Source organism: Nocardia pseudovaccinii NBRC 100343 (assembly GCF_001613225.1).
GTDB lineage: Bacteria > Actinomycetota > Actinomycetes > Mycobacteriales > Mycobacteriaceae > Nocardia > Nocardia pseudovaccinii.
On record NZ_BDBY01000218.1, the window covers coordinates 24,769 to 45,859 of the forward strand.

Sequence of the window (21,091 nt, forward strand, 5' to 3'; positions counted from 1 at the left end):
GCGGCGCATCTTATGGAGGCGGGATCAATCGATGGCTAATCCGTTCGTCAAGGCCTGGAAGTACATGATGGCCCTCTTCGATTCGAAGATCGAGGAGCATGCGGATCCGAAGGTCCAGATTCAGCAGGCTATCGAGGAAGCTCAGCGTCAGCATCAGGCCCTCTCGCAGCAGGCCGCGTCGGTCATCGGCAACCAGCGTCAGCTGGAGATGAAGCTGAACCGTCAGCTCGACGATGTCGAGAAGCTCAATGCCAATGCGCGCCAGGCCGTCATGCTGGCCGATCAGGCCGCCGCGGCCGGTGATACCGAGAAGGCGATCCAGTACACCAACGCCGCCGAGGCATTCGCCGCGCAGTTGGTCACCGCCGAGCAGGCCGTCGAGGACCTCAAGGTGCTGCACGACCAGTCGCTGCAGGCGGCCGCGCAAGCCAAGAAGGCGGTCGAGCAGAACGCGATGCTGTTGCAGCAGAAGGTCGCCGAGCGCACCAAACTGCTCAGCCAGCTGGAGCAGGCCAAGATGCAGGAGCAGGTCTCGGCATCGCTGCAGCGGATGGATTCGACGCTGTCCGCGCCCGGCACGACGCCGAGCCTGGATGCCGTGCGCGAGAAGATCGAGCGCCGCTATGCGAATGCGCTGGGCGCCGCCGAACTCGCGGGCAATTCGGTGCAGGGCCGGATGCTCGAGGTACAGCAGGCCAGCATTCAGATGGCCGGACACAGCAAGCTGGAGCAGATCCGCGCCTCGATGCGCGGCGATGCGCTGCCCGCAGGCGGAGCGACTCCGGCGATCAATCCGGGTGCCGCGCAGGCGAATCCGGCACAGCCGCAGCCACAGATGAACAAGGGCCAGACCGCGCAGCAGTAGCCCGTCGTTCGAAATACATACGGCGTTCGAAATAAATACAGTTCGGCGAGGACTGGTTCGGTGGAAGACATGGCACGGGTACCTGGCGGGTCGGCCGTCGGTCATGCTCGGGCCCTGCCTGTCCGGCCACCGCTGATCGCGCCGAACGCGTGCCCTGGAGGAGACCGATGAGCCCACAGGGACCTCGCGAACAAGGTCGGGGTGGTCGTCGTCGTGGTGCCGCGCTCGTGCGCGCACAGGCAGCACTCGCACCGCAGCCGGGGAGCCTGCCCGACAGTCTGCGCGAGGTGGGCGAACATGCGCTGGTCGCGGTGCGGCGCTGGGCGGATCCGCGCGAGCGGGAGTTGCGCAAGCGCCGCAGGGCCCGCCGCCGCAGCTTCCAACTGGGCACGGTCGGTGGTCTCACCACTGCGGGAACCGTTGGGCTGATGGTGCTTTCGGCACCGGTATGGGCAGTGGTCGTGGTGGGCGGAGGAGCGGTGGCGCTGGTCACCGGTACCGCGCTCAGTGCCCGCCGCTACCTCCAATTGCGCAGCTCACCGCTGCCGCAGGCAGCTTTCGTGCCGCGCAAACAGCCACCCACGTGGTCATCCGCGCGCGGGCCGATTTCCCGCCTGGTTCGGGCGGAGAAGGCGCTACACGGCCTCGGCACGCAGATCGCCCGCTCGAACCGGCTCCCCGAGGACGAGCTCGCCGACATGATCGAAACCGCGGGTTCGGGTGCGGCCGCGCTGCACGCGCTGGCCGCCGACATCACCGCGATGGAACAGGCACTCGGCGCCATGGGACGCTCGAAATCCGTTGCCGCCGTTGGCCTCACCGAGAACATGCAATTCGCGCTCGGCCGCCTCGATAGCGGGGTCGCCGAGTACGAACAGGTAGTCGCCGCGGCGGGGCGGATTCTCGCGGTGCCCGAAAGTGCGGTGCTCCGGCACAACTTCGACACCATCGTCGCCGATCTGCGCGACGCGGCCGATCGCCTGGACGGGTGGGCGCAGGCCCTCACCGAGGTGGCCGATCAGCACGCCCCCACTTCACTTCCGCCGCAGGGGAACTAGCCAGCGGCTCATGCCGCGCCGGGCCGAGGTGCCCGGCAGGAGAAGACCTCAGTCGCAGCGCAGCTGGTCAGCTGGTCACTAAGCGCTGGTGGAGGCAAACACCGAGAAGGGCCCCGCCGCCATGCATTCTCGTGGGCTCGGTGTGCTGTGGGGCTAGACATCCCAGGACCGTAGGTTGTCAAGCGGCTTCGGTGTTTCGGTTGGTTTGTCGGTGTGCCCAGGCGGTTTGTTCGTTGTAGGGGGTGTGGTGGCGAAGGCATCCGTGGAGGATGCCGACGAGGCGGTTTCCGAGGGCGCGCAGGGCTTGGTGGTGCAGGTCTCCGGCGGTGCGTCGTTGGTCGTAGTAGGTGCGGGCGCCGGGGCTGTTCTGCAGGGTGCAGAAGGCCCAGGCGTCGATGGCGTCGTAGAGTCGCCGGTTGCGGACGTGGCGGGCGAGTACGGCGCGTTTTCTGCCGGATGCGATGGTCAGTGGTGAGGTTCCGGCGTAGTTTTTGCGAGACTTGGCGGTGGTGTAGCGGTTCGGGTCGTCCCCGAACTCACCGAGCACCCGGGCGCCGAGGATGACACCGAGTCCTGGCAGGGAGAGGTAGATTCCGGCGTCCGGGTGTGTCTCAAAATGTGACGCGAGCGCGGTTTCGAGTTCGCTGATCGCGGTGTTGATCTCGGTGATGATGCCGACCGCGGCGCGGGTGGTGGCGGCGAACGCGGTGGTGATCGCGTCGGTCGTGTGTAGGTGTTCGGTGCGTAGCGCGGCCTGGATCTGTTGGGCACGTTGTTCGATATTGCGTTGGCGCCCAGCACGTTTGAGCGTGGCCTGGATCGCGGACATACTCAGCCGGGCGCCTTCGGCCGGGCTGGGTGCGCGCCCGAGCACGGCGAGTGCGTCACGGCAGGCCAGATCATCGAAAGCCTCCAGCGCGGCCGGGAAGTACTCGCGCAGCGCCGACCGCAGGGCGTTGGTGTGCCGGTTACGTGCCCAGATCAGGTTCTGGTGTCCGCGGGCGAGGACCTTGATCGCCTCGGCTTCGGGGCTGTCACCGGCGATCGGGCGGTGGTTATGTCGGTCGGTGCGTACCAGATCGGCGAGCAGTTTCGCGTCTCCGGCATCGGATTTCGCCCCGGAAACGTGATGGCGGTCGCGGTAGCGGGCGACCGCGAGCGGGTTGATCGCATACACCTGATAGCCGCTGGTGGCCAGCGCGTCGACCCACAAACCCCGGTCGGTTTCGATGCCGATCACGACCTCGCGTGGATCGGCCGCATGGGCGGCCACCAGGTCGTGGAAGATGCTGATGCCTGCTAGTCCCTCGGGCAGGCGCCGTGAGGCCAGCCGTTTGCCGTCTACGTTCATGATGTGGACGTCGTGGTGATCTTCGGCCCAGTCATCGCCGACGAAGATCAACGGATCACCCCTTCTCGTGCCGATCAGCGGAAATGTGTTCGAGCCCAAGGCGACCCGGCGGCGACCTAATGGATCAGTGCTCAACCCGGCACGACACCCCATCAGCGCTACAAGCAGCCTCACCGACCGGCCGGGGCACGATCTAACCCTAGGAATCGGACAGCACTCCAGGTGGCAGAAGTGCTCACCGACCGGCGGCTCGGTTGATCAGCCTCACCCCGACCGATCACTCCCGGTCGTAGGCTCGCCGATCGCCTCCCATTAGGTGGTTGGGCTGATGGGCGGGTGGTCGACCACCGTGAGGTGACCGGCTTGGGGTCGGTCGGCCCGATGTCACCGCCGCGGTTCTCACGGCCCGGCTGCGCCTGCATTCCGCCGCCAACCTGGCGCTGCTGGACGAGTACGCCGACCATCTGCGGGCGCTGTCGAGCATCATCGCGAGTGCGCACCCGAGCGACCCGCAGACATTCGGCCTGGCTGAGCATCTCGCCGACTTCGGCCGAATCCAAGAGGAGCGCATCCGAGAAGCGCAGCGGGCCGGGGTATTTCGGATTTCGACCCAACGGTCATGGTCATCGCCATGCGGGGCGCGCTCGATGCGGCGATCGCCCGCGCCTCTGTGGGGTCTGGGCTTCGCCCTCGACGCCGTAGCGCGGGTCGTGCTCGCCTACACCCTCCCGGTCGATTCGGTGCCGCTGGTCGGCACGTTGCGGTGGCTCGTCGTCCTCGGTGGGCTCTTCGCCTTCGATTACGCCTATGTCACCGAAGACGGGCTGAAGGTCTGAGTCGCCGCCGAAACCCCGGCCGACCGTGCGTGCTGGTCTCGCAGGGGGTTTTGTGCTGTCGGGACGCGGTCGGAGCCTATATGCAACCAATGGTTGCGCGATAATCGATGGTCGGCTACTGTGATGTGCAACCAAACGTTGCAGATGGAGGAAGAGTATGGAGTACGGCAGCATCGAGCGCGAGATCCACGTCGACGCCTCGCCCGAAGTTGTCTTCGAGGTGGTCAGCAGCCCGGAACACATCTCGGAATGGTGGTCCGACGCGGCCGATTTCGAGGCCACTCCCGGCGCGGTCGGTGAACTGGTCTTCGGCGACCGGGAACATGTCGCTCCGATCACCGTGGTGACCGTCGAGCGGCCGCGGCTGTTCTCGTTCCGCTGGTGCTATCCGGAGGGCTCGGCGGACCTGGCCGACTCGCTGCTGGTCACTTTCGAGCTCACCCCGGCGGGCTCGGGCACCAGGATTCGCCTCACCGAGACCGGGTTCCGTGAGATGGGTTGGGAGGCTGCGAAGTTGGAGGAGGTCTACCAAGACCACAGCGCGGGTTGGGACAGGTTCGTTCCGCAACTCGGCGAGTACATCGCGCGGCTGGTGTCGACCCCGTGACCGCTACCGTCGACGACGACCTGTGGTCCGCGGTCGGGGATCCGACCCGTCGGCGGATGCTCGACCTGCTCCTGGCGGCCGGCGATGGCACGGCCACCAGTCTCAGCGAGCAGCTGCCCGTGACACGGCAGGCCATCGCGAAACATCTGGGCGTGCTCGACCGCGCCGGCCTGGTGCACGTCACGCCCGCGGGGCGGGAACGGAGGTATCGGGTGGATGAGGCGCAACTTGCCCGCGCGGTCGCGCAGTTGTCCTCGGTCGGGGCGGCGTGGGACGCCAGGCTCCGGCGCATCAAGCGGATCGCCGAGGCGATTCAACGCACAAAAGATCAGCAGCAGAAGTGAAAATCCGACACTGGAAAGAGGATTCGAGAATGGTGGATATCCTGCACCGAGTCGCAATCGAAGCGCCGACGGCCGAGGTCTATGCGGCCCTGACCACCGTCGAGGGGCTCGCGGGTTGGTGGGCGAACAACACCCAGGGCAAAGGCAATGACGTCGGCGGCGTGCTCCAATTCCGTTTCGATGCCGGTGGATTCGATATGAAGGTCCTCGAGCTCGACCCGGGCAAGCGCGTGCGCTGGGAAGTCGTCGAGGGACCCGAAGAATGGGTCGGCACTCAGGTGGACTGGAACCTCGACCAGGTCGGCGACTACACCGTCGTCCTCTTCGAACACGAAGGCTGGAAGGAACCGGTCGAATTCATGTACCACTGCAGCACCAAGTGGGCGGTCTTCCTGCTGAGCCTGAAGTCGCTGGTGGAGACCGGAAGAGGCGCGCCCGATCCGCACGACGTCAAGATCGACAACTGGAACTGACGCGGCGGGCCTTCCTGCGAATCGAACAGGCGATCACCATGCGCCGACGGGTCAGGGTCTCTCGACCGATGCCGCCCAACGCATGGTGATCATCTGACCGGCTCAATGGCGTCAGGAGTGGATGGTGTGCTCGGCGATGGTCCAGGCGCGGGCTTGGTCGCTGATGGTTACGCCGAGGCCCGGGCGCGATGACAGGTGCATTCGGCCGTCGGCGATGTCGAGGCGTTCGTCGAAGAGAGGGTCGAACCATTCGAAGTGTTCGACCCAGGGCTCTCGCGGGTAGGCGGCGGCGAGGTGGATGTGGATTTCCATCGCGAAATGTGGTGCCATTTGCAGATTTTGGCTGTCGGCGAGGGCCATCACCTTCAGGAATTGGGTTATGCCGCCGACCCGCGGTGCGTCCGGCTGCACGATGTCCGCGCCGTGGGCAGCGATGAGTTGGGTGTGTTCGGCGACGCTGGTGAGCATTTCACCGGTGGCGATGGCGGTGTCGAAGGTGGCACTGAGTTGGGCGTGGCCATCGAAGTCGTAGGCGTCGAGGGGTTCTTCGATCCACACCAACCCGAACGGCTCGAAAGCTCGGCACATGCGGCGAGCGGTGGGACGGTCCCACTGCTGGTTGGCGTCGACCATCAACGGCACCCGATCCCCGAGCTTCTCGCGCACCGCGGTGAGCCTCGCGAGATCCACTGCGTGGTCGGGGTGTCCGACCTTTATTTTTATGCCGCCGATGCCGTGTTCCAACGATGCCGTGGCGCGGTCGAGGACTTCTTCGATGGGTGCGTGCAGGAATCCACCGGAGGTGTTGTAACAGCGCACCGAATCACGGTGGGCACCCAGCAGTTTCGCCAGCGGCAACCCGGCGCGTTTGGCCTTGAGATCCCACAGAGCGACATCGAAAGCGGCGATCGCCTGCACCGACAGCCCGCTGCGACCAACCGAGGCGCCCGCCCACATGAGTTTGTCCCAGATCTTGGCGATATCGCTGGGATCCTCACCGAGCAGTACGGGCGCAATCTCACGGGCATGTGCGAACTGGCCGGGCCCGCCCGCGCGCTTCGAGTAGCTGATGCCGATGCCTTCGAGCCCGGCCTCGGTGGTGATCTCGGCGAAGAGCACCGCGACTTCGGTCATCGGCTTCTGTCGACCGGTCAGCACCTTCGCATCGCTGATCCCGGTGGGCAGGGGCACGGTGACCGAGGAGATCTCGACGCTGGTGATCCGGTCGAGGATGGGTGAATCCATGGTGGGGTCCTTCGGGGTCAGGCGATCGTCTTCACGAGGGTGGTCAGCTCGGCGAGTTCGGCCTCGGTGAGGTCGGTGAGCGGCGGGCGGACCCGGCTGGATGGTCTGCCGACCGCGGTGAGCCCGGCCTTGATGATCGAAACCGCGTAACCGGGGCGGCGGTCGCGGATGTCGAGGTAAGGGATGACGAAGTCGCGCAGGTGCGCGTAGACGGTCGCGCGATCGCGAGCGCGGACCGCGCGATAGAAATCGAGCGCGAATTCGGGTGCGAAATTGAAGATCGCAGAGGAGTACGTGGTCACGCCCATTTCGGTGTAGGGGAGTGCGAATGTTTCCGCGGTCGGCAGGCCGCCGATGTAGGTCAGCCGAGCGCCCATCCGGGCGTAGATCCGCGTCATCGACTCGATATTGCCGACGCCGTCCTTGAATCCGATGAGGTTCGGGCTGCGCTCGGCCATCTTTGCCACCGTCACGTCATCGCAGGCGGCATTGGCGCGGCTGTAGAAAATCACCCCGAGCGAGGTCGCCGCACACACCTGGGCCACATGTTCGACCAGCCCGTCGGGTGCGGCCTCCACGAGATACGGCGGCAGCAGCAGAATTCCGTCCGCACCCGCCGCCTCGGCCGCGCGCGCCTGCTCCACCGCCACCCTGGTGCCCGCCGTCGCGGGCGCGATCACCGGAACCCGTCCGGCGGTTTCGGCCACCGCCGCGCGCACCACGCGATCGATCTCCGTGCTGGTCAGGGCGAAGCCCTCGCCCGTGCCACCGGCTGCGAACAGGCCAGCGACCTCGTATCGGGACAGCCAGCCGATGTGCTCCCGGTAGGCCCGCTCGTCGAAGTTCAGATCGGCGTCGAAATGGGTGACCGGGAACGAGAGCAATCCGCGCCCCAGCGCGGGTCCCAATTCCTCGGCGGATAGCTGCGACACGAATATCCTCCTGGCGACGGAAATTGCTGATTTCTCTGGAGATTAGGTCCGGCACCTGATGCCGGTCCAACACTGTTTTGAAATCAACCGATACTCGAATGGCATCGAATCCGACTGTGCGCTCGCCGACCGGGACCCGCTCGTTCGGGTATCGCTCAATACCGAATTGGTGTTCGACGGGTATCGCTTCCGGCCTTTAGCCTCCTTTCACACCCATTGCAGGGTGATCCGGCGCACACCGGCCGGTCACAGGAGGACAGTGATGTTGAAACGTGAGAGTATGCCTGCCGCCCGCGCCGTGGTGGCACCCACCGAACAGCGGCGCGGACGTCGCATTCCCACGCGCTATCTGGTGCTCGGGCTCTTGTTCATCATCACCGCCGTGAATTACGCCGACCGCAGCAGCCTGTCGATCACGGGCAGTGCGGTGCGGGCGGATCTCGGGTTTTCCACCGTCCAGCTCGGCTACATCTTCTCGGCATTCAGCTGGGCCTACGTCGTCGCGCAATTGCCCGGCGGGATGCTGCTCGACAGATTCGGCGCACGACGGGTCTATGCGGCGAGCCTGGCATTGTGGACGCTGGTCACCGCGGCGACCAGCCTGGTCGGCCTGATCACCACGCCGGTGCTGGTCGCATTGTCGATCGTATTCGGACTGCGATTGCTGCTCGGCGTATTCGAATCACCGGCCTTCCCCGGTAATGCACGGGTATCGACCATGTGGTTTCCGACCGCCGAACGTGGCCGGGCGACAGCGGTTTTCAATTCGGCACAGTATTTCGCGACCGTAATGTTCGCCCCGGTAATGGCCTGGATCACCGATCAATTCGGCTGGCGCTGGGTATTCGTGCTGCTCGGTGTGCTCGGCTTCAGCTTGGCCGTGTTCTGGTGGCGCTGGCTTTATCCGCCGCGTGCGCACCGCCGCGTCACCCCGGCCGAACTCGATACGATCGCCTCCGGTGGTGCGCTGGTCGATCTCGATACGACCAAGGGCGAGAACGCGGCTCGACGCACGCGACTCGATCGGCGCATGCTCGTGCGCGTCTTCTCCACCCGGCCGCTGTGGGGCGTCTACGTCTTCCAGTACGCGGTCAACGCACTGACCTACTTCTTCATCACCTGGTTCCCGATCTATCTGAACAAGGGCCGCGGCCTGTCGCTGGTGCACGTCGGATTCGTCGCCGCACTGCCCGCGCTCGCGGCCTTCATCGGTGGCCTGGTGGGCGGCGTTCTGTCCGATGCCCTATTGCGTCGCGGCCGATCACTGACGGCGGCGCGCAAAATCCCGGCGGCCGTGGGCATGTTGCTCGCCACCCTCATCGCACTGTCCAACTTCAGCGACAGCACCACCGTGATCGTGGCGATCTTGATCGTGGCCTTCTTCGGCAAGGGCATCGGTTCCCTGGGCTGGGCGATCACCACGGATATCGCACCGACGCAGGCGGTCAGCTTCGTGAGCTCCACCATGAATGCGTTCGGCAATATCGCGGGCATTGTCACCCCGATCGTCATCGGCTATCTGGTTTCCTCGACCGGCTCGTTCGATACCGCGCTGTGGTTCGTATCCGCACACGGGCTGCTCGCCGTGGTCGCGCTCATCGGTATGGGCACCATCCGGCGTATCGAGTTCGATATGCCCTGAGTGGCACCACTTTCCATGGACATTCCGTCCCGCGACACGCGGAATGTGTTGGGACACCATCCATCCGGGCCTCCGCTCCGAATGACAGTTGATCGACGTTGCTGACGCTCGCCGAGCTCGACCTCGGCGACCCGCGTCATGCGGCGCAGATCCGGTTGGTGGGTTCCGGGAGGTGTGTCGCTACATGCTGTTGATATTCATCGTGCCCGTTCTTGCGGCGATTATCGCTGTGGCCATCTTCGTGATCGGAGATCGGCTGCGACCGAAGTCTTGGGTGTCGACCGACGAGGAAGCGGCCGGTTCCCTCGTGCTCGAGTTGATCAACACGCTCTTCCTGGCGGTGGTCGCCTTCGTGGTGGTGATCTGCTGGCAGGAGTACGACAACGCGCACAATCACACCATTGCCGAGGCGAAGGCGCTGGTGGATACCTATTCGACCGCGCACTCCATGCCGGATCCCGAGCATCGCCAGATCCAAGACCTGGTGCGGGATTACACCGATCAGGTACTCACGCGGGAGTGGCCGGTCATGCAGGCGGACCGGCGGTTGAGTCAGCCCACCCAGGACACGTTCGACAGCCTGCGCGATGCCGTCGCGTCGGTGAATACGACCGATCCGGATGTCGCGGACCTGCGCACGAGTGCCATGGCCAGCCTCGACGCGGCTGCCGAGGCGCGCCAGGACCGGGCCATGGACGCGAGTTACCGGATGCCGGTATTCCTTTATGCGGCGCTGTGGTTCGGCACGATCCTGTTGATGTGCACCGCGGTGCTCTCGGGTGTGGAGGTCACCAGGCGCAGCGTGCTGATGACCGCGCTGCTCGGTATCGTCGTCGGCACGATGGTGCTGGCGATCTACAACCTCGACCGGCCGTTCTCCGGCGGAAACAGTGTCCCCAAGGACGCCTTCGAATACGCCATGTCCCGCTACGCGCACATCACCTGACGGGCCGTCCGAGACCTGCGGAGCTGCGACGGATGGGATATCGGCAACATGGCGTATGTTGTGCAAAGACGAAGGGCCGCACTTGGATTGGCCGTGGCGACGGCGGTGCCGTTGTTCGCGGGCGGGCCCGCGGCCGCGGACTCGACCGGACTCGAATGGCCGGTCATCGGTGATATCGCCACCGGAAGTGCTGCTGTCGACGCGACTGGGACCGGAAGTGCGGCTGCGGATTCCGGAAGCAGCGCCTACGGCGGCATCCTGAATCTCGAACCCAGGGGTGTCGCCACCGGAAGCGCGGCCCCGGGGACGGCGATGTCGGGCAATGCGAAGCGGGGCGGCGCGGCGACCGGCACCGGCGGCATCGACAACGGCGCCGATGACCCACCCTTCGGCGGGCACGCGGATGCGACGGCCGGAGTTGGCGAATCACTTGGCCTCGACCCGGGCAGCGTCCAATCCGCCTGCACCGGCAGCGCCGTAATCGGTAGCGCGACAATACTGCTCGGACTTGCGACTGGCAGCGGCGTAACCGGCAGCGGTGTGACCGGCAGCGGCGTAACCGGCTCCGGTTTGATCGGCACCGGTTCGGTCGGTTCGAGCGGATCTGGCCTCGGCAGCGTCGTCGTCGGTAGTGCGACGACCGGCAGCGCACTGCTGACCTGTCTGCTGCTACTCCCGGCCCCAGAACCGCCTGGCATTCCCCTCCAACTCGGCCCGCCGCCCCCCGCTCCAGCGATACCCGCACCGGCGGCGCTGATCGCCCCACCGGAATTCCCCCCAGCCGCACCGGCACTCGCGATCGCTCCGGAAACACCGATCCGCACCACCCCGCACCGGTCACCGGCCGTGGCGGCCGAATCCGCACCGGAGGAACCGATCGCCTGGAACATGCTGGAATTGGTGACGGTCATGGTGGTCACCGTCCTGACCGTGGTCCGCAAGATTGCTGTTGGTCGCAACAGGCGGGCCGAATGACGCCCGCCGGGGCAGCCCTGATCTACTGAACCCGGGCGAATGCTTGCTCGAACGGCGGTTGGGGCTGCGCGTCTCATGAGCGGTGGCTATCATGACGGCGGACACTCAAGAACTGGTCTGGGGCAACGGATTTGGATCATGAGCACCGGCAGGATGCTCGTGACCCGCACCACACGTGCTGCCCATGTGGGGCAGATCGGCGCGACTGAAGTCGTGTGAGCAGTTTGTTCGTAACCCGTTGTCATCAACCTGCCGAAGCTCGCCGCTATGACGTAACTGAGGTCAGTGCTGGGTCCGCTCGATTGTCAAGGTTCTTTAGTTTTCAAAAGTTCGGAGTTCATCTGTGGCAACGCATACGCATCACCCACCGGAATCACGGTCCTCGGTCGGCGGCTCACCGGGCTTCGGGGCCGGGCCGCGCATCGTGATGTACACCCCGGAATTCGCCGCCGACCCGCACCGGGCCTACGGGCAGATGCGCAAGAAGTTCGGTTCGCTGGTGCCGGTGGATCTCGCCCCCGGCGTACCGGCCACTTTGGTGATCGGCTACTACACCGCGGTCCGCATTCTGACCGATCCGGACCACTTCCCGGCGGATCCCCGGACGTGGGAGCGAAACATCCCGGCCGAGTGCCCGGTACTCGGCATGATGAAGCGGCGGGAGAATGCCCTGCGCACCGACGGGCAGGAACATAAGCGCTATCGCGAGTCCACCAGCGCGGCGATCAATGACGTCGATCTGCTCGGCATGCACGCGGTAATCGAGCAGATCGCGATCCCGCTGATCAATACGTTTTGTGCCGATGGACACGCTGATGTGTTGCAACGCTACGTTTTTCCGCTGGTGTTCACCGCGGTGAACACCATGCTGGGAGTCGACTCCGATATCGGTGCGCGGGTCGCTGCGGCGTTGGACGCCATGTTCGATGCCGGGGCCGAGGTCGGTGCGGGCGACCGCATGCTGCACGAGGCGCTGCGGCTGCACACCGAACGCAAGCGGGAGGAGCCCGGTGACGACATCACGACTCGATTGCTGCGTCACCCGAGCGGTCTGACCGATGAGGAGGTGATCCAGCAATTGGTGACGCATTACGCGATCGGGGTCGAGCCGCTGGTCCACCTCATCGGCAACGCGTTGCGGCTGATGCTCACCGACGATCGATTCGCCGCGGGCATGCAGAGCGGCAGTCTGTCGACCCGGGATGCGCTGGACGAAGTGCTGTTCACCGACCCGCCGTTGGCGAACTACTGCATTTCCTATCCCCGGCAACCGATTCTGCTCAACAGCGTGTGGTTGCCCGCCCACCAGCCGGTCGTCATCAGCATGGCGGCGTGCAACAGCGATCCCACCGTCAATGCCGTCGACGGCGTCGAGCGCGATGGCAATCGTTCACACCTGGCCTTCAGCGCCGGACCACACATGTGCCCGGCACAGGACGCCGCCTACCTGATCGCCCAGGACGCGATCGACCAACTGCTCGATGCGCTGCCGGAGATCGAGTTGGCCGGTCCGGCTGCCGAACTCGGTTGGCGCACCGGGCCGTTCCACCGCGCGTTGACCGCGCTGCCGGTCGTCTTCCCGAAGTCCGCTCCGTTCCCGGAGTTTCCGCCTCCTTAAGAATCGCTGCTGAGTCGAAGGCCGTGATCGCCGTATCACCGACGATCTCGGCCATCCGCGCGTCTGTTCGTACAATGGGCAGGATCGGCCGCCCCGACTTCGCGGTGCGCGGGCGACGACGACAAGACAGAGTGGGAAAGGGCGCTGACGTCTGACGGCTGCGAGATCGCGGGGTCAGCAACGGGCCACTGCTGATCACGAAACCCGCAAGGCTACAGACGAACCGAACTGCCTGGCAAGCCATTCGGTTCTTCGTTCGAGGTGACGATGCCACCGGGAAGGTGACCCGGTGGCACCGTCGATTCCACGACCACGGGGATGGGGTCGCATCGCCGACATCATGGTGGTCGGCATCTGTGGTGGGCTACTGCGGCAGCCGCACCGTCTCGTGCGGTATTTTTACATCGATGACCTCGAAGTAGCCGCGGTCTTTGTAGATGTGCCGCGGCCAATCTGGTCCATCCGCGGCGAGCTGCCGTATCTTCTCGAGGAACTCGGGGTCTTGGTTGTCACCTGCACTTACAGCCATGTCGGTATCGGCCAGCCATCGAGGCACCGATGCCCACCGGACCACTGTCAGACCGTCGAGGTCAAAGGCGAGGTTCACGGTGGTTCCGGTTTCCTCGTACCACCTGAGTTCCTCCACGCGGGGTGCCGGTTTGTAGTACGTAAGTTCTCTCTGGATGGCGTGGCGTCCCGCATGGGGACCCTCAATCAGCGTGTATTCGATAAAGTCGGGGCCGGTGAACCAGGGTTGGAATACCCAGCCGTTGGGCAAGTGCAGGCGTAACGTTTTTCCGACGATGGAGTTCAACATTCGGCAGTCCGGGAATCGACCGTGAAGCCGATCCCGTGCCCCCTTTCACGCGAGTTCCTGCGAACGATATTCGATGATCATCATGACATAAGGCCGGAGGTCTTGGTCGCCCATCGAGCGACCTCTCGGTTTCGTTTTTCCTTGTGGCACAACGAATTCCACGTCAAAGTGGCGGTGGTCGCGACGCGCGATCACCGCCATGGAGTCGGACCGCGGGTCGACTCGGCGCTTTTTGAGGAGTGACTACCTGACAGCCATCGGCGGTGCTTTGTCAAAAACGACCGGAAGTCCCACCAGCGCCCGGTGGAATGGTCCCGGCCGCCATTTCAGTTGTTCCGCGGACTTCGCTGGCCTGATGTCGGGCAGCGCAGCGAATAGTTGATCGATGCCATCCTGCGCGATCTCGTATGCCAGGGGTTTTGCTGGGCAGGCGTGTGGTCCGCCGCCAAACGCCAAATGTGACTGGTTGTTGATGTGGCTGCCGCCGGGGTTGGCGGCGACGCGGATCGCCGGGTCGTTGTTGCAAGCAGCGAGGCTGATAACGACCGGCTGATGTGCCTCCAAAAGGACTCCGTCGACCATGACCGGCCGGTTCGGGTATCTGAAGCAGAAGTTCGCCATCGGCGGGTCGTTGAACAAGACCTCGTCGAGGGCGGTCCGGGTCGACAGATTCCGGCCGTAGTCGCCGCCGAACGCTCCGTACCGGGGTTCGCGCAGCATCAGGTCCAGCGTGTTGGTGATCAGGTTACGTTCGAGTTCGAACCCGGCACCGTAGAACGACATCAGGTTGGCGAATACCTCGACATCGTCGAGCGCGCCGGGGTGGGTCACCATTCGCGAGGTGGCGTCGTCGCCGGGCTCCGCGCGCTTGAGCTGGATCAGCTCCATCAGGGCTTCCTTGATCATCGTCATGCCCTGCTGAGCTGTGAGCGTACTGCGCTGATCGAAACGCGCTGCCATGCCGTTCGCGACCTGTGTGCCGATCTCCTCCGGGCAACCGCATATCTCGTTGAGGACCCCCAATACCAGTCCGAATGCGTAGTCGGCCATCAGATCGGCCGAACCTTCGCCACAGAACTTGTTGATCAGCGGGATAGCGATCCGCTCGACCAGCAAGTTCACATTATTGAGGTCGACTCCGTCGATGCTCACGACAGAAGCATCTCGATAGCGGTGGTGCAGGGGACCAGTGTTGTACCGCGCAGCGGGGAACCACGCCATCATCGCCCGAACGGGCGAATCCGGAGGAACAGGGCCACTTTGCCATTCTCGGGGGTCAGACGGAAAGTGTTCGGGATCGTTGAGAATTCGCACCGCAGTTGCGTGGCTTATCACCAGCGTGGCGGGTACATTCGGCGCCAGCTCGACCGGGACCAGCGCAGGGTAACGGCTCCGCATCGCAGCATAGGCGCCATGCGGGTCGGCGGCGAAATTGGGGTCGTACATCGGAAACCGTTGGGGCAGTTGGTGGACGTGGGCGGTTGGATGGGCCGGGGACGACTGCGAGGTCAAAACGTGGCTCCAAATGGATTGAATTAGGACGCGGATCGCGAGTACGGATACAGCTTCGAATTACATGCGCCGGTTGGAAGAAACAGGCTCCTGTTCGGTCCCGGTATCGGCGATGATTTCCTCTTCTGCGTTCATGCACTTGTCGATAGGCCGACAGACAGCGTTGATCCGCACATTTCGCCGTGGACACAGACCATCACAGTGGGTCTGGTCGATGAAATCACCTCAGCGACATACTGATTCATGCGCACCCTCTCGTCGTCAGGTCGGTCCAGAACTATAGTCCCCGGGATGAGGTTCGCAATCCCAGGTGGCCATTTCGGCGGGCGGTCCGCCCTCTTGCCGCGAGGCGGCAGCGGTTGTAGCCGCGCCCACTGGGCGTCAGTCAGATCCGCTCGCCTCGTCACCGACACGCCAATGCGGCCAACACCTTCCGCCCTCAACTCGTACCACTTTCAAAACACGGACGAGGACCCTTCCGGAACCTGGCCGCTCGCCTCTAGCAACATAGCAACGGTCAGACGGCGATGCTCGGGGAACCTAGTTGCCGACCGGATGGTTCAAGCGGTTGGCCGGAGTAGCCGGATCAGCCCGTGGCGCCTCGTAGAAACCGATCAGCTTCAGCATCGGTGCGGTCATCGCCGTTGTCACCAAAGCCATCACTACCAGTACCGAATATAGTTGTGGGCCAATAAGTCCCGCGCTGAGACCGACGTTGAGTATGACGAGTTCGGTCAATCCGCGGGTGTTCAGCAAGGCCGCCAACGCGGCCGCCGATCGAGACGGCAGACCTGTCAGTCGTCCAGCCACGTAGACACTTCCGAGCTTTCCCGCGACGGCCACCACCATGATCACCACCAACTCGCCGATCGCGGCCCGGTCGATCGCCCCGAGATCGACCGCGAGCCCCGCCACGACGAAGAATCCGGGCAGCAACACCAAGCTCAGGATCCGGGCGCCGGATTCGACCGACTCGCGTCGCGTGCGGGGGAACACCACACCGAAGGCGAACGCACCGAAGATCAAATGCAGTCCGATCCATTCGGTGATCGCGCCGAGCAGCAGCGCGCCGCCGACACCGACCACGATCATCGTCTGCTCGGTGCCCGCGGCGGCGATCCGCGTCAATGCCGGACGCACGATCCACCACGTCACAGCTACCACAGGCACCAGGAGCGCCAGTCGCCATTGGCTGCCCGTTCCGGGGTGCGCGACGGCCAGCACGACGGCCAGCGCCGTCCAGGCGAAGATGTCGACCAGCGCCGCACAGGCGAGGCTGAGCTGACCGACTCCGGTGCGTGTCAGTCCACGATCATGCAGGATCCGGGCCAGCACCGGAAACGCGGTCACTGCCAGCGCACAGCCGATGAACAGCGTGAAACTCGGTAGGTCACCGGTCCGGTGCCGGGCGAGCGCGGTCGCGGCGATGCCACAGCCCAGGACGAACGGCACGGCATACGCGGCGACCGATACCGCCGGGATCGACCGTCGGCTGCCCGCGAATACGCTGCGGTCGAGTTCCAGTCCGGCGACGAACATGAACACGGCGACGCCCACATTGGCGAGCAGGGTCAGATACGAGCGGATCTCGTGCGGAAACAGCATCTCCGACAGATGCGTCCCCAACACGGTCGGGCCCGCGAGTATTCCGGCGGTGATCTCCCCGATCACCGCGGGCTGGCCGACGCGTTCGGCCAGTCGGCCCAAGATCCGAGCCGCTGCCATGATGAGGACGAGATCCATTAGGACCACGACGATTTGACTACTTTGCACTCACTTCTCCCTCGCGATTCGACGGCGTGCGCCGATCAGCTTGCCCACATCGCGCTCAGCGTGGTGACGACACAGCGCAATGCCCGTCCGGTATCCAGTCTGGTATCGAGGCGATTTCGGGGTTCGCAGTCCAGGTGCAGGCCAGCAGGCACGGTCCCTGTGGCCCGGCAAGCGCTGACGAAGGTGTGAATCGCCGTGGCGGGATCGTCGGCCTGCATCGGATCACACACCCAGCCCACCGGGGTGCCGCACCGGGCGGCCGCCTCGAACAACGCGGGAAGTGCGTCGGCGCTACGGGTGCCCGACAGTGTGGGGACGAGCGTGAGCCGACCGGGCCGACGCTCCGGATTCAGATATCGGCACAGGAACTCGACATCGTCCGGCGTCGCGGTGGGACCGAGGGTTACCGCCAGTGGGTTGCGGACGCGGGCGGCGAAAGACAGGTGCTGGGAAGTGAATTCGTGGTTCCGGTCGCCGATCCAGAGCAGTTGGGTCGAGCGGTCCCACTCCGGCCGCGTCAGCCGAGGTCGAGTCGCATTCGAATCGCAGGATCGGGCCGTGCGCGAGATATGCAGGCGGGCAATGGAACTGTACAGTTCGCGGGATGCGGCCGGTGCGCTTGCCGCGATGGGGAGCATTGCGGCGACCTCGACCAGCAGATCCCGTGCCACCGACGCCGGGTAGTGGTCCGCGGCGCCGCGCAGCATGCTAATGCAGAGCGCGATGGGCGGAATCGAGACGCGCCAACTTTCGAGCAGTGCCGCGGCCCGGCGGTATCCCTCCGGTAGCCGATCTCCAGGCAATGTACTGGAATCAGCTGGCGCACTGCATAATTCGTCGTCGTAACGCACTTGGCCGATGGTCACGATCGGCGTGTCCAGTCCGTGTTTCAATACTGCGGCGGCACTGATCGCGAGCGCACGGTGGGCAGGCAGTGTCGTGACATCGAGGGCCGCGGAAGTGCGGGCGCCGAGATGCACTATGAATGCCCGCCCACGCGCTGCGGCAGCCAAATCGATAGTGAGCGAGTCGCATTCGCGTGGATGGACCAGCGCGGGCAGCGCTCGCGAACACTGTCCGCTGGTGCGCGGTGACTCGGTATCGCAGCCACCCCGGGGTGTTGTCGAGGGGTGGGCCGGTCGTGCTCGGGTGTAATCCGGCTCGTCGGCCCAACTCAGATCATCAGCCGAGATGGGGGCATGCTCCGGTGGTACAACGCTGGGATTGAATATCTCGCGGATATAGCACAGCGGCTGATGATCTCCGAGCATGATGACGTACGCCTTTGCCGCGCAGAGGCGACCATCGGGCCATCTCGTGACGCCCGCCCGCAACACATGTCGCCGCTGGGATACTCCCCGGGAAATCAAGCCGCGTCCGATCGGCACATGCAGATCGTCGGTGCCTGCCGCGGCCGCGGCCCCGCTCACCGCGACGACATAGTTCACCGATGCGGTCACCATATCGGCACTGATCAGACATGACCGCCGGACGATGACACGGTCGGGGCCGGCCAACCGCAAAGCGTCGGCGACGGTGGCGGGCAGCTGCTCGGCCGTGAGTTCGTCCTGGCGCAGCACCCGCACCTGCAGATCCGTGCCGAGTATGGCCTCGAGTCTCGGCTGGGTGAAGTCGTCGCTGGCCAGCAGCCTCCGGGTGATCGGATGGCCGAATCGCGCGATCTGTTGTGTGGCTGTCCGGGAGCCCGAACCACCGACGGGGGAATCGCCCGGTGGTTCGGGGTCGGAGCGCGTGATCGTCATAGTGATCGGCTTCGCGCCGTGGTTTTCACGTAGGCCGGAACTAGAGCGCGGGCACGTCGGCTGCCTTCGGGGGAAGCACCGGCCGTGCTATGGCCTCGACCTCGGTGGCGTCACGAGGCCGCGTGGTCAGGCCGAGTACCGGCTCGGTGGTGATTCGCACATCGTTCAGCACCGTGTCCGCCAGCGGGTCACGCCAGTGGTCCCAGACGAGCGACATGTCCAGATGACCCATGTACTCGAGGTTGGCCGACTCCGCGTGCAGTTTTTCGGTCTCGGTGAGCTCGGAGGCGATGGTGTCGGTCGGGGTGAGTTCTTGCTCTCCCGAGGATTCGTCCACATCGGTGAGCCCGGTCATGATCCGGGTGAACGACACCTCTGGGGTGTCGCCTTCGTGCGCCTCGGTGAGTTTGTCTGCGTGCGAGAAGTATTCGTCGGAACCGATGTACTGTTCGTACATACGCGAGACCAACACGAGGAATCGTGAGTAAGCCCGTCGGGCAGTGTGCTCGTAGAAGGCCATTGCGTCGGTCTCGCTCATTTCGCCGCGCAGGGTGGTCGCGATCGCGGCCGCGGCCACGAGCCCGCCGTAGGTCGCCAGATGCACGCCCGAGGACAGCAGCGGATCGAGGAAGGCCGCGGAGTCACCGACGAGGGCATAACCTGGCCCGCAGAACCGATTCGACACATAGGAATAGTCCTGCTCGGCCTTGACCTCGGCGACCTGCTCCGCGCCTTCGAGCAATGCGCTCATGGCCTTGCTGTCGCGAATCGTGTTGAGGTAGTAAGCATCTCGACCCTGCTGGCGTAGTCGCTCGCCCGCCTTGCGTGTGGAAACCACATAGCCGACGCTGAATCGGCCGTTGGACAGGGGGATATGCCAGAACCAGCCGCCCTCGGGGGTGGAGACGACATTGATCGCGCCTTCCGGGCTGTCCGGGTGCAGGCGCGCACCCTCCCAATACGACCAGACCGCGACGTTGCGGAACGCGGGGTGCTGCTGGCGCATGTTGAAGCGCCGCTTGGCCAGCAGGCCGTATCGTCCCGTGGCGTCGACGAGGAAATCGAATTCGGTGGTCCGAGTCCCGGTGTCGCCGGGGCCGGTCCATTCGACGGCTACCGGGCGGTCACCATCGAAAATCACGTTCTCGACATTGGCGTTCTCGATCACCTGCGCGCCTTGTTCGGCCGCGTTGCGCAGCAGAATGTCGTCGAACGCGTCTCGCTCGACCTGGTAGGACCAGGCTTCGGCATCGACGAGCTTGGACCAGTCCAGCACCCAGTTATCGTTCTGCCACTGGAAGTATGCGCCCCGCTTGATCTGGAAGCCATGCGCCGCGACCTTGTCGAACGCGCCGGACAGACGCAGTGTCGACAGGCACGATGCGAGCATTGATTCACCGATGTGATACCGCGGGAACGTATCTCGTTCCAGAAGCGTCACACGTATCCCTGACCTAGCCAGTAGAGCCGCGGTTGTCGACCCCGCTGGGCCACCACCGACAACGAGGACATGCGGATCGTTCGCCATTGCAGACTCCTTGGAACAGCGGACACCGACGCGGACTGTGCGCCCACATCGGCAACCGAACCAAATCCGGTCCCACGGTGGTGGATCAACCCGGACCGAGCGTCGCCATCAGTTAGCCATCCATAGCGACGCCCCTCGTCAGAGTGTAACGGCAACTATCGAATCATCAACCATCAGAGTCGATTTGGTGATCTCAGGCAATCAGTGGTAACCAGTGTCTGAAGGGTAGCCGATACCGTCGAGTCGGACCTACGCGCCGAACCGCCCTTACGATGCACGCCTGGGCAGGTGTCGGATGCGGCGCCGCGAGTCCGCGGATGCATTTCGGAGCAGCACTTTTCGTGGAGATCGTGCGCCGCGATCGGAGGGAATCGCCTGGGCGTGACAGGCGAGGCTGTTCGGTGTCGTTTGGCATCACCCCGCTCTTCCGGCAAATTTAGAGTAAAGCCCAAACCAGGACCGCGCGAGGCGTTCGCAAAGTTGACTTCTGCGGTTGGCGACCGATGCGCAGCGGTCAACACACGGATTCCGCTGCGGCGGAAGTGATTTGCCCGGCCAGGCGGCCAGCAACGCGGGCGCGAACTGTCAAGTGCACCCGCGTTACCTGATCACGACGCCTATTCGGGTGACTGCTCGACGGCCCTTGCCACCGCGACTGTGGCTTCGGCGGCGTGCCGGGCGACGTCGGGGGTGCATCGTCCGAGTCCGCACGCGGTGGCGACTCCGAAGGCATTGCGACCCAGCGCCTCCTCGAAAAGCGCACGTGCTCGATTGCTGTTCTCGACGGAATCCGTGGAAACCACACC

19 protein-coding genes are annotated in these 21,091 nt (G+C 64.7%); 10 read left to right on the forward strand and 9 right to left on the reverse strand.

Annotated elements, in window-relative coordinates; genetic code table 11:
- The first annotated feature begins 31 nt into the window (after nucleotides 1–31).
- Nucleotides 32–865, forward strand: a complete 834-nt coding sequence (locus tag NP3_RS27790) for a PspA/IM30 family protein (protein WP_063044552.1) — start codon at nucleotides 32–34, stop codon at nucleotides 863–865.
- A 167-nt stretch (nucleotides 866–1,032) separates the two neighbouring features.
- Entirely contained in the window at nucleotides 1,033–1,923 is an 891-nt protein-coding gene (gene pspM / locus NP3_RS27795) for a phage shock envelope stress response protein PspM (protein WP_063044553.1), read from the forward strand.
- A 178-nt stretch (nucleotides 1,924–2,101) separates the two neighbouring features.
- Here pspM and NP3_RS27800 read toward each other — a convergent pair whose 3' ends face one another.
- Nucleotides 2,102–3,325 (reverse strand): IS110 family RNA-guided transposase, encoded by a 1,224-nt coding sequence (locus NP3_RS27800; RefSeq protein ID WP_063044554.1) that lies wholly within the window; start codon nucleotides 3,323–3,325, stop codon nucleotides 2,102–2,104.
- 596 nt (nucleotides 3,326–3,921) lie between these two features.
- On the opposite strand from NP3_RS27800, the gene NP3_RS27805 reads away from it, so the two are divergent.
- The 4 genes from NP3_RS27805 to NP3_RS27820 all read left to right on the forward strand — a co-directional run bounded on the left by NP3_RS27805 (nucleotide 3,922) and on the right by NP3_RS27820 (nucleotide 5,534).
- The gene (locus NP3_RS27805) at nucleotides 3,922–4,110 is read left to right on the forward strand and encodes a DUF3159 domain-containing protein (RefSeq protein WP_063044555.1); all 189 of its coding nucleotides are present in this window, start codon (nucleotides 3,922–3,924) and stop codon (nucleotides 4,108–4,110) included.
- A 157-nt stretch (nucleotides 4,111–4,267) separates the two neighbouring features.
- Nucleotides 4,268–4,717 (forward strand): SRPBCC family protein, encoded by a 450-nt coding sequence (locus NP3_RS27810; protein ID WP_063044556.1) that lies wholly within the window; start codon nucleotides 4,268–4,270, stop codon nucleotides 4,715–4,717.
- Nucleotides 4,714–5,061 carry an ArsR/SmtB family transcription factor gene (locus NP3_RS27815; RefSeq protein WP_063044557.1) on the forward strand — a complete coding sequence of 116 codons (348 nt, stop codon included), beginning with the start codon at nucleotides 4,714–4,716 and terminating at the stop codon, nucleotides 5,059–5,061. The genes NP3_RS27810 and NP3_RS27815 overlap by 4 nt, the downstream gene beginning before the upstream one ends.
- Nucleotides 5,062–5,090: 29 nt before the next feature.
- Nucleotides 5,091–5,534, forward strand: coding sequence for an SRPBCC family protein (locus tag NP3_RS27820; protein WP_063044558.1), 444 nt, complete (start codon nucleotides 5,091–5,093; stop codon nucleotides 5,532–5,534).
- 111 nt (nucleotides 5,535–5,645) lie between these two features.
- Here NP3_RS27820 and NP3_RS27825 read toward each other — a convergent pair whose 3' ends face one another.
- Complete coding sequence (locus NP3_RS27825; protein ID WP_063044559.1) at nucleotides 5,646–6,779, reverse strand: L-talarate/galactarate dehydratase; 1,134 nt, start codon at nucleotides 6,777–6,779, stop codon at nucleotides 5,646–5,648.
- 17 nt (nucleotides 6,780–6,796) lie between these two features.
- Nucleotides 6,797–7,711 (reverse strand): 5-dehydro-4-deoxyglucarate dehydratase, encoded by a 915-nt coding sequence (gene kdgD, locus NP3_RS27830; protein ID WP_063044560.1) that lies wholly within the window; start codon nucleotides 7,709–7,711, stop codon nucleotides 6,797–6,799.
- Nucleotides 7,712–7,973: 262 nt separating this feature from the next.
- Here kdgD and NP3_RS27835 point away from each other — a divergent pair, with 262 nt between their 5' ends.
- From NP3_RS27835 to NP3_RS27850, 4 genes are all read left to right on the forward strand, one after another.
- Nucleotides 7,974–9,353 carry an MFS transporter gene (locus NP3_RS27835; protein WP_084509073.1) on the forward strand — a complete coding sequence of 460 codons (1,380 nt, stop codon included), beginning with the start codon at nucleotides 7,974–7,976 and terminating at the stop codon, nucleotides 9,351–9,353.
- Between the two features lie 184 nt (nucleotides 9,354–9,537).
- Nucleotides 9,538–10,299, forward strand: a complete 762-nt coding sequence (locus NP3_RS27840) for a bestrophin-like domain (RefSeq protein ID WP_063044561.1) — start codon at nucleotides 9,538–9,540, stop codon at nucleotides 10,297–10,299.
- 93 nt (nucleotides 10,300–10,392) lie between these two features.
- Nucleotides 10,393–11,274 (forward strand): hypothetical protein, encoded by an 882-nt coding sequence (locus NP3_RS27845; protein WP_063044562.1) that lies wholly within the window; start codon nucleotides 10,393–10,395, stop codon nucleotides 11,272–11,274.
- Between the two features lie 343 nt (nucleotides 11,275–11,617).
- Nucleotides 11,618–12,892: a cytochrome P450 family protein gene (locus NP3_RS27850; protein ID WP_063044563.1), complete on the forward strand. Its 1,275-nt coding sequence runs from the start codon at nucleotides 11,618–11,620 to the stop codon at nucleotides 12,890–12,892.
- Nucleotides 12,893–13,256: 364 nt separating this feature from the next.
- Here NP3_RS27850 and NP3_RS27855 read toward each other — a convergent pair whose 3' ends face one another.
- From NP3_RS27855 to NP3_RS49300, 6 genes are all read right to left on the reverse strand, one after another.
- Nucleotides 13,257–13,709 carry a phenolic acid decarboxylase gene (locus NP3_RS27855; protein WP_063044564.1) on the reverse strand — a complete coding sequence of 151 codons (453 nt, stop codon included), beginning with the start codon at nucleotides 13,707–13,709 and terminating at the stop codon, nucleotides 13,257–13,259.
- Nucleotides 13,710–13,952: 243 nt separating this feature from the next.
- The gene (locus NP3_RS27860; protein ID WP_245721137.1) at nucleotides 13,953–15,155 is read right to left on the reverse strand and encodes a cytochrome P450 family protein; all 1,203 of its coding nucleotides are present in this window, start codon (nucleotides 15,153–15,155) and stop codon (nucleotides 13,953–13,955) included.
- Nucleotides 15,156–15,761: 606 nt separating this feature from the next.
- A complete protein-coding gene (locus NP3_RS27865; protein WP_157124580.1) occupies nucleotides 15,762–16,994 on the reverse strand; it encodes a cation:proton antiporter in 1,233 nt (410 codons plus the stop codon).
- 35 nt (nucleotides 16,995–17,029) lie between these two features.
- Entirely contained in the window at nucleotides 17,030–18,757 is a 1,728-nt protein-coding gene (locus tag NP3_RS27870) for a 3-deoxy-7-phosphoheptulonate synthase (RefSeq protein WP_063044566.1), read from the reverse strand.
- 40 nt (nucleotides 18,758–18,797) lie between these two features.
- On the reverse strand, nucleotides 18,798–20,285 hold the full coding sequence (locus NP3_RS27875; RefSeq protein ID WP_063044567.1) for an NAD(P)/FAD-dependent oxidoreductase: 1,488 nt from the start codon (nucleotides 20,283–20,285) through the stop codon (nucleotides 18,798–18,800).
- 617 nt (nucleotides 20,286–20,902) lie between these two features.
- The coding region (locus tag NP3_RS49300; protein ID WP_169814587.1) for a hypothetical protein at nucleotides 20,903–21,091 on the reverse strand (189 nt) is incomplete at its 5' end.

Excerpts from the sequence above, each read along its gene's own strand:
- NP3_RS27855 (WP_063044564.1), bottom strand. The coding sequence starts at position 13,709 with ATGTTGAACTCCATCGTCGGAAAAACGTTACGCCTGCACTTGCCCAAC.
- NP3_RS27870 (WP_063044566.1), bottom strand. The coding sequence starts at position 18,757 with ATGACGATCACGCGCTCCGACCCCGAACCACCGGGCGATTCCCCCGTC.
- NP3_RS27790 (WP_063044552.1), top strand. The coding sequence starts at position 32 with ATGGCTAATCCGTTCGTCAAGGCCTGGAAGTACATGATGGCCCTCTTC.
- NP3_RS27860 (WP_245721137.1), bottom strand. The coding sequence starts at position 15,155 with ATGTACGACCCCAATTTCGCCGCCGACCCGCATGGCGCCTATGCTGCG.
- NP3_RS27810 (WP_063044556.1), top strand. The coding sequence starts at position 4,268 with ATGGAGTACGGCAGCATCGAGCGCGAGATCCACGTCGACGCCTCGCCC.
- NP3_RS27875 (WP_063044567.1), bottom strand. The coding sequence starts at position 20,285 with ATGGCGAACGATCCGCATGTCCTCGTTGTCGGTGGTGGCCCAGCGGGG.
- pspM (WP_063044553.1), top strand. The coding sequence starts at position 1,033 with ATGAGCCCACAGGGACCTCGCGAACAAGGTCGGGGTGGTCGTCGTCGT.
- NP3_RS27805 (WP_063044555.1), top strand. The coding sequence starts at position 3,922 with ATGCGGCGATCGCCCGCGCCTCTGTGGGGTCTGGGCTTCGCCCTCGAC.
- NP3_RS27820 (WP_063044558.1), top strand. The coding sequence starts at position 5,091 with ATGGTGGATATCCTGCACCGAGTCGCAATCGAAGCGCCGACGGCCGAG.
- NP3_RS27825 (WP_063044559.1), bottom strand. The coding sequence starts at position 6,779 with ATGGATTCACCCATCCTCGACCGGATCACCAGCGTCGAGATCTCCTCG.
- NP3_RS27840 (WP_063044561.1), top strand. The coding sequence starts at position 9,538 with ATGCTGTTGATATTCATCGTGCCCGTTCTTGCGGCGATTATCGCTGTG.
- NP3_RS27835 (WP_084509073.1), top strand. The coding sequence starts at position 7,974 with ATGTTGAAACGTGAGAGTATGCCTGCCGCCCGCGCCGTGGTGGCACCC.